This window comes from Chryseobacterium sp. FR054 (assembly GCF_056844565.1).
Map to the genome: position 1 here is coordinate 142,422 of NZ_JBXDSA010000004.1, position 13,711 is coordinate 156,132.

Annotated in this window: 13 protein-coding genes; 6 read left to right on the plus strand and 7 right to left on the minus strand. The window is 39.6% G+C overall.

The genetic code is table 11. The features are described 5' to 3' along the window. The first annotated feature begins 31 nt into the window (after nucleotides 1-31). Nucleotides 32-916, plus strand: a complete 885-nt coding sequence (locus tag AC106S_RS16870) for a mechanosensitive ion channel family protein (protein ID WP_482440835.1) — start codon at nucleotides 32-34, stop codon at nucleotides 914-916. Nucleotides 917-1,457: 541 nt separating this feature from the next. Here AC106S_RS16870 and sucC read toward each other — a convergent pair. The 5 genes from sucC to AC106S_RS16895 form a co-directional block, all read right to left on the minus strand. Next, entirely contained in the window at nucleotides 1,458-2,648 is a 1,191-nt protein-coding gene (sucC, locus tag AC106S_RS16875; protein ID WP_482440836.1) for an ADP-forming succinate--CoA ligase subunit beta, read from the minus strand. A 130-nt stretch (nucleotides 2,649-2,778) separates the two neighbouring features. Next, nucleotides 2,779-4,056, minus strand: coding sequence for a chloride channel protein (locus AC106S_RS16880; RefSeq protein ID WP_482440838.1), 1,278 nt, complete (start codon nucleotides 4,054-4,056; stop codon nucleotides 2,779-2,781). Between the two features lie 2 nt (nucleotides 4,057-4,058). Further along, a complete protein-coding gene (locus AC106S_RS16885; RefSeq protein WP_482440840.1) occupies nucleotides 4,059-4,445 on the minus strand; it encodes a DUF423 domain-containing protein in 387 nt (128 codons plus the stop codon). Nucleotide 4,446: 1 nt separating this feature from the next. Continuing rightward, nucleotides 4,447-5,520: a hypothetical protein gene (locus AC106S_RS16890; RefSeq protein ID WP_482440842.1), complete on the minus strand. Its 1,074-nt coding sequence runs from the start codon at nucleotides 5,518-5,520 to the stop codon at nucleotides 4,447-4,449. Between the two features lie 166 nt (nucleotides 5,521-5,686). Further along, nucleotides 5,687-7,015, minus strand: coding sequence for a hydroxymethylglutaryl-CoA reductase, degradative (locus tag AC106S_RS16895; protein WP_482440843.1), 1,329 nt, complete (start codon nucleotides 7,013-7,015; stop codon nucleotides 5,687-5,689). A 144-nt stretch (nucleotides 7,016-7,159) separates the two neighbouring features. On the opposite strand from AC106S_RS16895, the gene AC106S_RS16900 reads away from it, so the two are divergent. Both AC106S_RS16900 and AC106S_RS16905 read left to right on the plus strand, forming a co-directional pair. Beyond that, nucleotides 7,160-8,419 carry a putative DNA modification/repair radical SAM protein gene (locus tag AC106S_RS16900; protein WP_482440846.1) on the plus strand — a complete coding sequence of 420 codons (1,260 nt, stop codon included), beginning with the start codon at nucleotides 7,160-7,162 and terminating at the stop codon, nucleotides 8,417-8,419. 42 nt (nucleotides 8,420-8,461) lie between these two features. Then, nucleotides 8,462-9,220 (plus strand): TIGR03915 family putative DNA repair protein, encoded by a 759-nt coding sequence (locus AC106S_RS16905; protein WP_482440847.1) that lies wholly within the window; start codon nucleotides 8,462-8,464, stop codon nucleotides 9,218-9,220. A 190-nt stretch (nucleotides 9,221-9,410) separates the two neighbouring features. Here the strand turns inward: AC106S_RS16905 and AC106S_RS16910 are convergent, their stop codons facing one another. Together AC106S_RS16910 and AC106S_RS16915 are read right to left on the minus strand one after the other, a co-directional pair. Continuing rightward, a complete protein-coding gene (locus AC106S_RS16910; protein ID WP_482440848.1) occupies nucleotides 9,411-10,220 on the minus strand; it encodes a DNA alkylation repair protein in 810 nt (269 codons plus the stop codon). Then, a complete protein-coding gene (locus AC106S_RS16915) occupies nucleotides 10,217-10,855 on the minus strand; it encodes a peroxiredoxin-like family protein (RefSeq protein ID WP_482440850.1) in 639 nt (212 codons plus the stop codon). Before AC106S_RS16915 ends, AC106S_RS16910 begins: the two co-directional genes overlap by 4 nt. 95 nt (nucleotides 10,856-10,950) lie before the next feature. Between AC106S_RS16915 and AC106S_RS16920 the strand changes: the two genes are divergently transcribed. The 3 genes from AC106S_RS16920 (at nucleotide 10,951) to AC106S_RS16930 (ending at nucleotide 13,707) form a co-directional block, all read left to right on the plus strand. After that, nucleotides 10,951-11,292: a winged helix-turn-helix transcriptional regulator gene (locus AC106S_RS16920; protein WP_482440851.1), complete on the plus strand. Its 342-nt coding sequence runs from the start codon at nucleotides 10,951-10,953 to the stop codon at nucleotides 11,290-11,292. 284 nt (nucleotides 11,293-11,576) lie between these two features. Beyond that, nucleotides 11,577-12,551, plus strand: a complete 975-nt coding sequence (locus tag AC106S_RS16925; RefSeq protein WP_040997240.1) for a deoxyhypusine synthase family protein — start codon at nucleotides 11,577-11,579, stop codon at nucleotides 12,549-12,551. A gap of 34 nt (nucleotides 12,552-12,585) precedes the next feature. Continuing rightward, nucleotides 12,586-13,707 (plus strand): acyltransferase family protein, encoded by a 1,122-nt coding sequence (locus tag AC106S_RS16930; protein WP_482440853.1) that lies wholly within the window; start codon nucleotides 12,586-12,588, stop codon nucleotides 13,705-13,707. Nucleotides 13,708-13,711: the final 4 nt, after the last annotated feature.

Consider the following 13,711-nt stretch of genomic DNA (forward strand, 5'->3'; position numbering starts at 1 on the left):
ATTTATATATTTAATTAAAAATAATTCATTTATGGAGAAAACAGGGCTCAGTTATATAGAAATGGTTTACAAAGTACTGGAAAACTGGTATATAACATTTGCCGAACTTACCCCGAAACTGATTGTCGGAATTCTGGTATTTACCTTCTTTCTTATTACCAGTAAATATTTAAGCCAGATTGCAGTAAAGTTATTCCATAAATTTTTCCCTAAAAGCCAGAAAGAAAGTTCTCTGGTCACACTTATCAGCGTATTCCGGTTTCTGATCATGCTGATGGGAACCTTTATCTCTCTGGAAATTATGGGTTTCAGCGGATTTCTGTGGAAATTTATCGGAAGTTTAGGGGTAGCCGGGGTAATTGCCGGGGTAGCACTGAAGGATCTTGTTTCCAGCATTTTTTCAGGAGCCCTTATCGGCATAGACAAAGCTTTCAAAGTCGGGGATTATATTACCATCGGGGCTCATTCCGGAACGGTTCAGGAAATTGGTTTTTTAACGACAAAAATTCTTACGGATGACGGGAAGAAGGCTTATATTCCCAATCAGGTGGTCTTCAATGCTCCTTTCTACAATATTACGGCTTCCCCACAACGGAGAATTATTTTAAATTTTGAAATTCCTGCCGATGAAGATATCAGCAAAGCCCAGAAAGGTATTCTGGATGTGGTAAAAAATCTTGATGATGTAGATAAACTCGATACGGCAGAAGTTATTTTCACCGATCTGAAGCAGGGTTCATTCAATCTTCAGGTAAAATTCTGGATAAAGGTAGGTGCCAACCTGGCCCAGGTAAGAAGTAAAGCCTATCTTAATATTAAAGAACGATTTGATGTGGATAAAATCCAGCTGGTAACCCCTACAAGCATCAGTATTACTACCGGAGAAAATAATCAGCAGGAAAGCCACGATAAATAATTTTTTATTTTTAAAATCTCTTGCAGATCATGCAGATTTTTGCTGGAATATGCAGGGTCGCAAAAATAATTTGATCAATTCCATAAAAAAGGCGCGGTGATTTTATCTCCGATAAAATTTCGCATCGTTGAAATACATAAAAATCTACTATTTTATCTTATGTGAACTTCGTATTTATACTTAAAAATTTCTAAAGTGTCAAAACCTGTTGTACCTTTTGTGGTAAAAATAATTTCCCACAGATTTCATTGATTTCAAAGATCTTTATGGATATTTTTATCCCGCTGATTAGTCAGATTATGCAGATTTTGAAAATTTACTGTATGGGTTTTGGCTAAAGCCGATGGATTATTATTTATTATTCAGGAGATTAAAGTCCACCTCTGTTGAATAAATTCTGTGGCCACACTAAAAGTTTTTTTGGAAAATCAGCCAAAGTCATCAGTTCTGATTTTTATTACCCTTCATTTTCTGTATTTCATTATCCAACAAAAAAACCGTTCCACAAGTGAAACGGTTTTATTTATCTGAAAATTTTAGATTATGCTAAAACTTCTTTTACTTTGTTGGCTGCTTCTTCTAACGTAATCGCAGAATGTACAGGAAGTCCTGACTCGTCGATCAGCTGCTTAGCTTCTACTGCATTAGTTCCCTGTAATCTTACGATCAACGGAACCGGAAGGCTACCCATTGCTCTGTAAGCATCTACAACTCCCTGAGCAACTCTGTCGCATCTTACGATACCTCCGAAGATGTTGATAAGGATTGCTTTTACGTTTGGATCTCTAAGGATGATTCCGAAAGCAGTCTGTACTCTCTGAGCATCAGCAGTACCCCCTACGTCAAGGAAGTTAGCCGGGTTACCACCTGATAATTTGATGATATCCATTGTAGCCATTGCAAGACCGGCACCGTTTACCATACAGGCAACGTTACCATCAAGTTTTACGAAGTTAAGACCGGCTTCACCAGCTTCTACATCCATTGGATCTTCTTCTCTTGTATCTCTAAGTTCAGCTAAATCTTTGTGACGGAACAATGAGTTGTCGTCAAGAGTTACTTTAGCATCAACCGCGATAATTTTGTTATCGGAAGTTTTCAATACAGGGTTGATCTCGAAAAGAGAAGCATCGATACCTGTATAAGCATTGTATAGAGAAGTAATGAATTTAGTAAATTCTTTGAAAGCATTTCCTTCAAGGCCAAGGTTGAAAGCAATTTTTCTGGCCTGGAATCCCTGAAGCCCTAAAGCAGGATCAATGATTTCTTTGTGGATCAGGTGAGGAGTTACTTCAGCAACATGCTCAATATCCATACCTCCTTCCGTAGAATATACTACTGTATTTTTACCTTCAGCTCTGTCTAAAAGAATAGAAACGTAAAATTCTTTAGTTTCCGTTTCACCTGGATAATATACATCCTCTGCAACCAAAACAGAATTTACTTTTTTACCCTCAGCAGAAGTTTGTGGAGTTACCAGCTGCATTCCGATGATGTTCTGAGCGTTTTCCTTAAGTTTATCCATGTTAGGAGAGAACTTTACACCACCACCTTTACCACGACCCCCTGCGTGGATCTGTGCTTTTACTACCCATCCCTGAGCGCCTGTTTCAGCAGTTAGTTTTTCAGCAGCAGCTACGGCTTCTTCTACGTTGTTTGCAACGAAACCACGTTGGATAGCTACTCCGTACTTTGATAAAATCTCTTTTGATTGATACTCGTGAAGATTCATATTATTTTTATTATTTTATTTTAAAATTTAAAGGTTGACAAATTTACTAAAAAGAGACGGAAGTTCAAGATTCTTCATTCAAAAATTAAAGTACATCGGACTTGATTTTTAACATATCGGCTGAAAACTATTATTCTTCCGACAGTTTTTCTGACTGGGAGCCGATAAAAGGAATTTTCGGAGCCAGGAAATATCCGGTAAGACTTGCAAACAGGATGGGTACAAAATAGGTAAATCCGGTAAGGGTTCCCAGAATAATGGTGGTGCTCATCGGTGTTCTGGTCACACATGCATTGATGGCAGCCATACAGCTCACAATTGCCAGAGTGGTATTTACATTCGGAAACAGGTTATGAATAATTAATCCTAATGTTGTTCCTACAAAGAACAGCGGAATAATAAAACCACCTCTCCATCCTGAGGTTACCGTTATAGCAATTGCCAATATTTTAAAAACCAGAATAACGATCAGAAAATTCAGGGCAAAATTTCCGTTGATCAGCTGATTGATCTCGTTATGCCCGAAATATCTTGTAAGCGGAAAATAATAGGCAATAATTCCTAAAATAATTCCTCCTGTCAGTGTTTTGATATAAATCGGAAATTTTCTGTACCCAAAAACTTTTTTGAAAAACTTTACTACAAAAATAAAGATCCATCCAAAGGCTGTGGCTACCATTCCAAATAAAGAAGCATACAAAAAATCATATACTCCGGTATAGTGATAAGCCTTCAGATCCCAGGTTGCCCCGATTCCCAGATGAATGATCAGGGCAAACATCAGATAGCTGAAGCAGCTGGCTACCAGAGCAGGAATAATGGCTTTGTAATATTCCACCGCATGCTTATGGTGCAGGATTTCAAGAGAGAAAAGGCTTCCTCCAAGCGGAGCTCCGAACAGGGCCGTAAATCCTGAAGCCATTCCGGCGATACTCAATGAGCGCAGCTCTTCCCCTTTTAATCTGAAAATTTTCCCCAACCATGTTCCGGTAGAGCCGGTAACCTGTACCAGAGGGGCTTCCGGTCCGAGACTTCCTCCTGATGCTACGCAAAAAAGAGAAGAAAGAATCATAGAAGGGTTATTCTTCGGATCCAGCTTTCCTTTGTTGAATCTGATGTTATTAACGATCAGATGGATTTCTCCCGGATCTCCGATAAAATGAATGACCAGCCCGGCAAGAAGTCCGCAGACTGCCATGACAGGAATGACCATCCATCCCTGGAATTCAGCTAAAAATCCGGTAAAATGTTCCAGAATGATCCAGTAACCTCCGGCAATAATACCGCCTATCAAACCGGTAAAAGCCCACATAAAAAAAGTACGGCTGAATACAAAAGGATTGAATCTTATAGGCTGATCCAGAAGATTGAATGTACGTAGTAGCCGCCTTCTTCTATTGATTTTCATTTTTAGATTTTATTTTTGGCAAAATAAAGAATAAGCATTCCCCAGCTTAAGATCATAAGGAGCCCGCCAAGCGGAGTTACAGGTCCCAAAAATTTCAGGTTTGCTCCCAAATAATCCTGTAAACTCAGGAAATAGATACTTACTGAAAACAGGAAAGTGCCTGCAATCATCAGAATGGAAGTCCATTTTTCGGAAGAGGTTTCAAATTTCAGGATGTATCCGATGATCAGCAAAAAGAACGCCGCATACATCTGGTATCTCACTCCGGTTTCAAAACTTTCCAGCCTTTCCACGGATAATATTTTCTTTAAGGCATGAGCTCCGAATGCTCCAAGTATCACAGAAAGCATTCCATAGACTGCTCCAAAAACTAAAGTAACTGTTTTCATTTTATAATTCTTCTAATTCGAGGGTTAAATATTTTTTCGTTTTATAATCCTGCCAGGTTCCGGAGATTTTATTCCCTATTATGTCTGCCTCTACAAAGCCCTTCAGCATCCACTGTCTTGCTTCTTCACTGTAATAATCGCTTTCTGTGAGGGAGAGGTGGCTACCTTTCAGCTTCCCGTTCCATTCGATCAGTTTTTTATTTTTATCATACCAGTACACTGCTGCAACGGAACTGTCTTCCTTATCACCATAAACTTCTTTAATCAAAACGGTTATCGGGTATTTGCCGTCAATTTTTCCTTTATACAGTTTGTTCTGCAGACCTGTTTTTTCCACCAGGTCAGACCCGTTCAGTAAGTTTTTGGCATAAGGGCTCAGGTATTTATCCAGTTCTTTGTAAGAAAACTCCACCACGTGCTCCGCCAGTTCATCCAATGCTCTCATGGCATGATTGGAGCACCTTTCTGTAATAAATTTGATCTTATCTGTTTTAAAATAATATCCGATACCTGCCAATGTATAGTCTGTATAACATTCTTCATACAGGCCAATCTGGCTCAGAATTTCATCAGTCTGTTTAGGCTCGGCTTTTAACTGAGTAACAAAGTCGTTAATTTCCTTTTTTACTCTTTTCTGAATCAGGTTTTCTATTGTTTTTACAGCCTCCGGCTTAAATAGATCCCTGGCATTGATAAGATTCCCTGTCCGCAGATCAAAATTTTTCCAGAGAAAAAAACTTTCCGGGTAAGCCCCTGAACTTTCACCATCCATGGCGATGCTCAGGATATTTTTCGGGCTATCCATTTTTTCCCAGCTGTAAAAATGAATATAGCTGGCATTTTCCCCTCCAGAAACCATATTAAAAGGATTCCCTCCTGCTCCGGGAACATATTCCAGCTGATCCACCTGCAAAAGTGTATTAATTTTATTGGCTACAACAGGCTTTTCAGCATAGGCAACAACAGGAAAATAGCGGTTTTCCGAGGCGGGCTGAAGATTGGATATTTTTACATTCTTCTGCTGTGAAAAACTTAAAACAGAGGTCAGCATCAATAACAATATTTTACCTTTCATTATTCTGCTTTTACATAGTATAAAAAAATTCCTTTTACCAGACTGGAAATTCCCAATATAATCAGTACATTGGAAACCTTTTTAGGATCGATGAGGCTTTCCCACGACATTTTTCTCAGAACAGTTCCGAGTATAATTAATAGTATGGGTATAATGAGCTGCCCCATTATTGTGCCCTCATTCGGTTAAACTCATTGATCACTTCGTGGTGGCTTACCGTTTTATCTTTAAAATAAGTTACAAAATGCTGTTTTTCTTCTTCCGTAGCCCCCAGTTGGTTCAATATATTCAGCAGATGCATTTTCATATGTCCTTTCTGAATTCCGGTGGTTACTAAAGAGCGGAGCGCTCCGAAGTTCTGTGCCAGCCCTGAAACTGCCAGAATACTCATCAGCTCCTGTGCGGAGGGTTTTCCCAGAAGTGCCAAAGAGAATTTTACCAATGGGTGGAGATTCGTCAGTCCGCCTACCACTCCTACAGAAATCGGAAGATCAATCCAGAATCTGAAAATCCCGTTATCTGTTGTACAATGGGTCAATGACCTGTACTGTCCGTCTCTTGCGGCGTAGGCATGAGCGCAGGCTTCTGTGGCTCTGAAGTCGTTTCCTGTGGCAATCACTACCGCATCTACCCCATTCATTACTCCTTTATTATGGGTGGTTGCACGGAAAGGTTCTATTTCGGCAATGGTAACAGCCTGCTTAAATTTTGAAGCAAATTCTTCCGGAGAAATTCCGCTGTCATCTTTTAAATCTTCTATTTTACATGAAACCTCAGCTCTTACCAGGCAGTCGGGTGTGAAATTGGAAAGAATATTCATCACGATCTGAAGAGAATCTTTTTCTTCTTTGGTGAAGTCTTCGCTTACCGCCACTTCCTGTCTCAGGGTTTTTCCAAACTGCTCCAGACAAGAATTGATAAAGTTGGCTCCCATAGAATCAACTGTATCAAAGCTGGCTTTAAGCTGATAATAATTCGGCATTTCTGCGGTTTTATCTACCAGTTTAATATCTAAAATACCACCGCCGCGTTTTCTCATATTTGCGGTAATATCTTCTGTGGTTTCAAATAATTTTTTCTTTAAGCTGAAATTAAAAAAATGAAGCAGCTTATGAGGTTCTACATTGAATACGAAATGAGTATGCCCTAATTTTTCGTTGTTGATGATGGTTGTTTTAAAACCGCCTTTGTCGATCCAGAATTTTGCAGCTTTGGAAGCGGCTGCCACTACTGAACTTTCTTCCACCGCCATTGGCAGAGCCAGCAGCTTGCCATCGATGAGAAAGTTCGGAGCAATTCCGTAAGGCATATAAAAATTGGAAATCGTATTTTCAGAAAACTCCTCGTGAAGTTTCTGAAGCTCTGCATTATCGTTCCAGTATTGTTTCAGTATATTTTGATATTCCTCGTTTCCTTCAAGATATTCATTAACGAGCCAGTCGATCTTCCCCTGCTTGGTCAGCTTGGAAAAACCTTCAATTGGTTGATGATTCATAATCTAATTTTAATGAAGCGTAAATATAGTGATTTTGAGACAGTGTTCTGTGGATAACTTCTATGAAAAAAGATTGATATTTATCAATTTTGGAACTAATTTTGAACACAATTCAGATACAAATTATAACACATCTTCAGCAATATGAATTTTGAACGCCTTAAAGAAAAGCTTGAAATCCTTGCCGATGCCGCGAAATACGACGTTTCCTGCTCATCCAGCGGAGGAACGAGAAAAAACAAAAAAGGTGCTTTAGGCGACAGTTCCGTAAGCGGGATCTGTCATACCTATACTGAAGACGGACGATGTGTTTCGCTGCTTAAAATTCTTCTTACGAATCACTGTATCTACGATTGTGCCTACTGTGTATCCCGAAGTTCCAATGATATCAAAAGAGCGGCCTTCACCGTGGAAGAAGTCGTTGACCTTACGATCAACTTTTACCGCAGAAATTATATTGAAGGACTATTTCTGAGTTCCGGAATTTTCAAAAATGCAGACACCACTATGGAACGCCTGGTAAGGGTAGCCAAAAAACTGCGTCTGGAAGAAAACTTCAACGGATATATTCATTTGAAATCTATTCCGGGAGCGAGTGACGAACTGATGCAGGAAGCCGCCCTGTATGCAGACCGCCTTTCGGTAAATCTTGAAATTCCCACAGAAAGCGGATTAAAATTACTGGCGCCTGAAAAGAACCGGCAGGATATGATCAGCCCGATGCGCTATATTCAGAAAGGTATTGACCAGTACAAGGATGAAAAGAAGATTTTCAGAAAGGTTCCGAAGTTCGCTCCGGCCGGACAGTCTACCCAGATGATTGTAGGAGCGACGAATGAAAACGACCTGCAGATTATAAAAGTAGCAGATCATTTTTACAGAAATTTCAACCTGAAAAGGGTTTATTATTCCGGTTATGTTCCTGTTCTGGAAGATAAGAGGCTTCCATCTTTAACAACAGAAGTCCCTATGCTTCGTGAAAACAGGCTGTACCAGTCAGACTGGCTGATGAGATTCTACGGTTTCAAAGCTGAAGAAATTTTAGATCCGGGTGTTCCTTTCCTTGATCTGGAAATAGACCCTAAATTGAGCTGGGCTCTCCGGCATCTGGATCAGTTTCCCGTCAATCTCCAGACTGCCGATTACCAGATGATTTTAAGGATCCCGGGAATTGGAGTAAAAACCGCGCAGAAAATCGTTAGTGCAAGACGTTTCCAGATTTTAACGATGGAGCATCTGAAAAAACTGGGAGCAGCGGTCAACCGGGCCAGATATTTTATTGACTTTAATGCAGGGAATACCTATTTAAAATATTTAACAGATAAAAATTTCAGGAAACTTCTTATTGGAGGAAGTGCTTCCAAATTTCACAACCAGTTTTCACAGCAGCTGAGTTTGTTTTAGTTTAAACCCTATTATTTTTCATCATCAACATTTACTAAATAAATGACAACCCTACTCTACGACGGAAGTTTCGACGGACTTTTCACTGCTGTATTTGAAGTTTTTGAATACCGATACCAGGATGTGGAAATCATCAGCCGGGAAAATTTCCGGCAGGAAAATATGTTTGCGGAAATCCATGAAGTGATCACTCAGCGGGAAAAAGCAGAACGGGTACTGAACAGACTGGAAAAACAAACCGGAAGACAGGGGATTCACGAGCTGTTAAAAGTCTATCTGTCCGAAGATCCTGAACTGGAAAACCTGATCCTGTCTGCCGTTAAGCAATCGGTGCAGCATCCCGGAGAAAATATTCTTCAGAATTATGGAGATCCGGATATGCTGAAAATCTCAAAGATCAGTAAATCCGTAGGCCGGGAAAGTCACAGGATGACTGCCTTTGTCCGGTTTGAAAAAATGCAGGACGGAGTGTTCTTTGCCAAAACAGATCCTGATTTTAATGTACTGCCATTAATCAGAAAACATTTCACAGACCGTTATCAGGATCAGAAGTGGATGATCTTCGATCTGCGGAGAAACTATGGTCTTCTTTATGACCTTGAAACGTCAGAGTTCTTTTACCCTGAGGAACAGTTACATTTAAATCAGTATCAGCAGAACTTCCATGATGATGAGAAAAATTACCAGGTGCTGTGGCAGCGGTATTTTACCAAAACCAATATTGTGGAAAGGAAAAATTTAAAGCTTCATATCCAGCATGTCCCGAAAAGGTATTGGAAATATCTGACGGAGAAGAGATAATCTGAAGATTTGAAAATTGTTACGATTTTTTATGGTTGAAAATATTTTATTGCCACGAATCCACGAATCCACGAATTTTTTATTAAATCTCTCGCAGCTGCTGCAGATAGAGCAGATTTCTTCAGGCTTTAAGGGAAAAAAGAATCTTTTTAAACTAAGCATATAATTTTTGAGACTCATCCGCCGGATTTTACATTTTCTTTTTCTCTATTGTTCTCATTGCCTTTTTCACAATATATGCGGTTTCTTTCGTCGGGCTTTCCCGCAGCCATTCATCACAGACTTCCACCACAAATTCCGGCTGGGATTTACCTGCATCGTTCAGCCAGTTTCCTACACTGTCCTGTACATAGCGGGAAGGATCCGACCTCAGCGGTTCTAAAATCTGAAGTCCCGGCGTAGGGCTCTGCTTCAATGCTTCAATATGGGTACACCACACACCGCGGGGCCTGGTGGACTCACTGGCAAAACGCCTGATATTGGGATCTTTATGAGCAGTCCAGCCCGCAAGAACAGATAAACTTTCTTCAAGCTCTGCGGTAATAGAAGGTCTTACAGCCATCCAGCAGATCTCCCGGACTCCAAAATGTCTGTCTGCCGCAAAATCCTGTATTCTGTTCAGTTTTTCTTTCAGACTCAGAGCATCATTTCTTCCTGTCATATAAGCGGCCCAGCATCTTACCAGATCAGAAGTATGACCGGAAATAACAGTCACGAATTCTTTATCATTATTTTTCAACGTTTCATTAAGAATCCCTGTTCCTATTGCTTCATTTATGGTATTGACGGTCTGTTTTTTCAGTTCATCAATCTGTTTCAGAACCGGATCCAGGTAATCAGAACGTTTATTCTGTATCAGCAGATTTTCCAGTAATTTCTTCTGATCTACGGCCAGCCATTCCGTAAGATTTACGGTTTCGGTTTCTCCCCGGTTCAACTGTTCCAGAATGGCAGGCGGAATATCTTTTATGGAGCGGGCTCCTTTTCGTTTTTCGGTCATAATACGTTGATGAGTTCTTCAATATTAATTCTGTTCATGTAATTTACATCTAAAAACCGGAAAATAATATATCCGTTCTCATCAATAACAAAAACAGCAGGAACCGGCAATGTGTTCCTCTTATTTTTATTATAATCTTCCAGGTTAATCCCCAGAGCTTTATAATACGGCAGTACAAAATCCTGCAGTTGAAAAGCTATTCCCAGTTTTTCGGCCAATCTATTATCGGTATCGGTAAGAACTTCAAATTCCAGATTATTTTTTTCAATCATAGTCAGGGAATGATCAGGGCTTTGCGGAGATATGGCTACCAGAAATGCATTTTTATTTTTTATCTCGGAAAGATGATCCTGCAGAAACTTCAGCTCCAGATTACAGTAAGGGCACCAGCTTCCTCTGTAAAATGCCAGTATCATTTTTCCTTTTGGAAGAAGTTCTCTGGAAGACACCCACTTCCCGTGAACATTGGGAAGCATAAATTCCGGCATTTTCTGTCCTGTTTTAAGGCTGCCTTCTTCTATCTTTTTTGTTTTTAATTCTTCAATGGATTTTCCAAATGCTTCAAATACTTCATCAGGAAGCTGAGAGGATAAGGTATGGTTTAATTTTTCAATCTGTTCTGCAAGGCTGTCCATCTTTTTAAATTTATTATTTTTACAAAAGTCCAAAAGCAGAATGATACCGGCAATACCGCATATTTTCCGCCCATAGGGATAAAAAAGTCAATATTATGAAAACAAAGGAGAAAGTGGAGGAAAATAAAATCTGTCCGCTAGAGGTGGCAGTCAATACGATCAGTGGAAAATGGAAGATTCCGATCGTCTGGCAGATTAATGAAGGAAAGAGACGCCCGAGTGAGTTTCTGCGTGGTATTGCCAAAGTGGACCGGAGGGTACTGAACCAACAGCTTAGTGAAATGGTTGCTGATGGAGTCTTGATGAAAGAATCCTTTAATGAACTTCCTCCCAGAGTGGAATACACGCTTACAGAGCTGGGTGAAAAGCTCGTTGAAATCCTGTGGCAGCTGAATGACTGGGGAAAGATGCTGATTCCCGGGGAAGAAAAGATTTAGTTTTTCCTTTCATATGAAGCAGGCCTTGTGTTATATGAATACATTGGTTTTAACCCGATAAAGCTTGATTTCATGGTTTCCCACGGATTATCCAGATGGCACAGATATTTTTCTTCATCTGATTTCTTTTTAATTTATGAGCGTTTTTTATCTGTGGATGAACTGCAATGATAAAAAGCTGTTTTTTTTAACAAATGATAAAAAAAGACTGTTCAGTCAGACTTTCTTAAAGCGCCTGGCCTTCATTCCATTTTTAAATTTTATCTTTGCAAAAATTTAAAAAAATGAGCAAACCGATAACTGAATTCATAGAAAAGTATTACCTGCACTTCAACGCAGCTGCATTGGTGGATGCTTCTAAAGGATATGTTGCCCATCTTAAAGATGGCGGAAAAATGATGATCACTCTGGCAGGGGCAATGTCTACTGCCGAACTGGGAAAGATCCTTGCTGAAATGATCCGTCAGGGTAAAGTAGATTTCATTTCCTGTACAGGTGCCAACCTTGAAGAAGATTTAATGAATCTGGTGGCGCATTCCCATTACGAAAGAGTTCCTCATTACAGAGATCTGACTGCTCAGGATGAATGGGATCTTCTGGAAAGAGGTCTGAACAGGGTTACCGATACGTGTATTCCTGAAGAAGAAGCTTTCAGAAGACTTCAGAAGCATATCGTGGAGATCTGGAAAGATGCTGAAGCTAAAGGAGAAAGATATTTTCCACACGAATTCATGTATAAAATGATCCTTTCAGGAGTATTGGAGCAGTATTATGAGATTCCGAGAGAAAACTCATGGATGATTGCTGCTGCTGAGGCCAACCTGCCGATCGTAGTACCGGGATGGGAAGATTCTACAATGGGTAATATCTTCGCTTCTTACTGCATCAAAGGTGAGCTGAAGGCTACAACAATGAAATCGGGGATCGAATATATGACATACCTGGCAGACTGGTACACTAAGAACTCAGGTGGAAAAGGAGTTGGATTCTTCCAGATTGGGGGAGGTATTGCGGGAGATTTCCCGATCTGTGTTGTGCCGATGCTGTATCAGGATATGGAAATGCATGACATTCCTTTCTGGTCTTATTTCTGTCAGATTTCGGATTCTACAACGTCTTACGGTTCTTATTCCGGAGCAGTTCCGAACGAGAAAATTACATGGGGAAAACTGGATATTACGACACCGAAATTCATCGTTGAAAGTGATGCTACGATCTGCGCACCACTGATGTTCTCTTACATCTTAGAAAATTCTTAACAGAAATATTATAAAATTCAAATAAAAGGCTTACATGATGAGCCTTTTATTTTTTTTGATTTTGGATAATACGCTCAGCAAAAATAAATTCGATGCTCTTACTGGAATGCGTGCCATTGCAGCTATTATGGTTTTTGTGTATCATAACCGTAAATACTGGCGCAATGATTTATCTTTTGAGTTCATGCGTTTCATCAGTGAATGGCATACCGGGGTTACCGTTTTTTTTGTATTGAGTGGTTTTCTATTGGCTTACCGGTATGAAGATTCTCCTTTAACATCAAAAAAATCTTATTTAAAATACATTCTGCTCCGTATAGCAAGGATTTTTCCGCTGTACTGGATTTTGCTGACCGCTTATTTTCTGGATACCCCCTATTCTAAAAATGTAGATACTTATTTTCTGCAATACTCTCTTTTTTATTCTTTATTTGAAAAATATTCGGTTTCCGGGATTGTACAGGCCTGGTCGCTCACCGTTGAATTTTTCTTTTACATTCTGGCTCCGTTTTTATTTTTTTCGTTAAAGAAAAACTGGAAGTACTGTATTTTATTTTTACTGGGCTTTTTGCTGTCAGGCTGGGGAACAGGTTATGCTCTGCATTGGTATAACGGTAATCCTGAAGGCTTTTTGTATCCGTTTAAATTTCTTATAGGCAGCACTTTTTTCGGAAGGAGTCTTGAATTCTTTTTCGGGATGTTGCTGGCTTATTTAATGAAAACGGAAAAAGGGATTTCATTCTTAAAAAAGCTGAAAAAGCCAACATTTTCCGGAGGAATTTCAATGGTAATTTTAACAATAGCAATTGCTTTTTTTGCAAGAAATAATTTTGTGCACGGTGTAGAGCGTTGGGAGGGAAGACTGATTCACGAGTTTTTTTTACCTGTTGCCATTGCAGTATTTCTGTGGGGACTGATGACGGAAAAAACATGGCTTTCCGGAATACTTTCAACGAAGTTCTTTATTCTCCTGGGAAATGCTTCATTTGTTTTTTATCTGGTACATTTAAGTTATTTCAACATGAAATTAAGATCCTACGTTTACCTTCCCGACCGAAATTTTGTACTGTTATGGATATGTTCAATCATCATCTATTTGCTGATTGAAAAACCGCTTTATAATGGCTGCAGAAATTTAATTGCCAGGATCAGATAAAAAT

Excerpts from the sequence above, each read along its gene's own strand:
- AC106S_RS16870 (WP_482440835.1), top strand. The coding sequence starts at position 32 with ATGGAGAAAACAGGGCTCAGTTATATAGAAATGGTTTACAAAGTACTG.
- sucC (WP_482440836.1), bottom strand. The coding sequence starts at position 2,648 with ATGAATCTTCACGAGTATCAATCAAAAGAGATTTTATCAAAGTACGGA.
- AC106S_RS16880 (WP_482440838.1), bottom strand. The coding sequence starts at position 4,056 with ATGAAAATCAATAGAAGAAGGCGGCTACTACGTACATTCAATCTTCTG.
- AC106S_RS16885 (WP_482440840.1), bottom strand. The coding sequence starts at position 4,445 with ATGAAAACAGTTACTTTAGTTTTTGGAGCAGTCTATGGAATGCTTTCT.
- AC106S_RS16890 (WP_482440842.1), bottom strand. The coding sequence starts at position 5,520 with ATGAAAGGTAAAATATTGTTATTGATGCTGACCTCTGTTTTAAGTTTT.
- AC106S_RS16895 (WP_482440843.1), bottom strand. The coding sequence starts at position 7,015 with ATGAATCATCAACCAATTGAAGGTTTTTCCAAGCTGACCAAGCAGGGG.
- AC106S_RS16900 (WP_482440846.1), top strand. The coding sequence starts at position 7,160 with ATGAATTTTGAACGCCTTAAAGAAAAGCTTGAAATCCTTGCCGATGCC.
- AC106S_RS16905 (WP_482440847.1), top strand. The coding sequence starts at position 8,462 with ATGACAACCCTACTCTACGACGGAAGTTTCGACGGACTTTTCACTGCT.
- AC106S_RS16910 (WP_482440848.1), bottom strand. The coding sequence starts at position 10,220 with ATGACCGAAAAACGAAAAGGAGCCCGCTCCATAAAAGATATTCCGCCT.
- AC106S_RS16915 (WP_482440850.1), bottom strand. The coding sequence starts at position 10,855 with ATGGACAGCCTTGCAGAACAGATTGAAAAATTAAACCATACCTTATCC.
- AC106S_RS16920 (WP_482440851.1), top strand. The coding sequence starts at position 10,951 with ATGAAAACAAAGGAGAAAGTGGAGGAAAATAAAATCTGTCCGCTAGAG.
- AC106S_RS16925 (WP_040997240.1), top strand. The coding sequence starts at position 11,577 with ATGAGCAAACCGATAACTGAATTCATAGAAAAGTATTACCTGCACTTC.
- AC106S_RS16930 (WP_482440853.1), top strand. The coding sequence starts at position 12,586 with ATGATGAGCCTTTTATTTTTTTTGATTTTGGATAATACGCTCAGCAAA.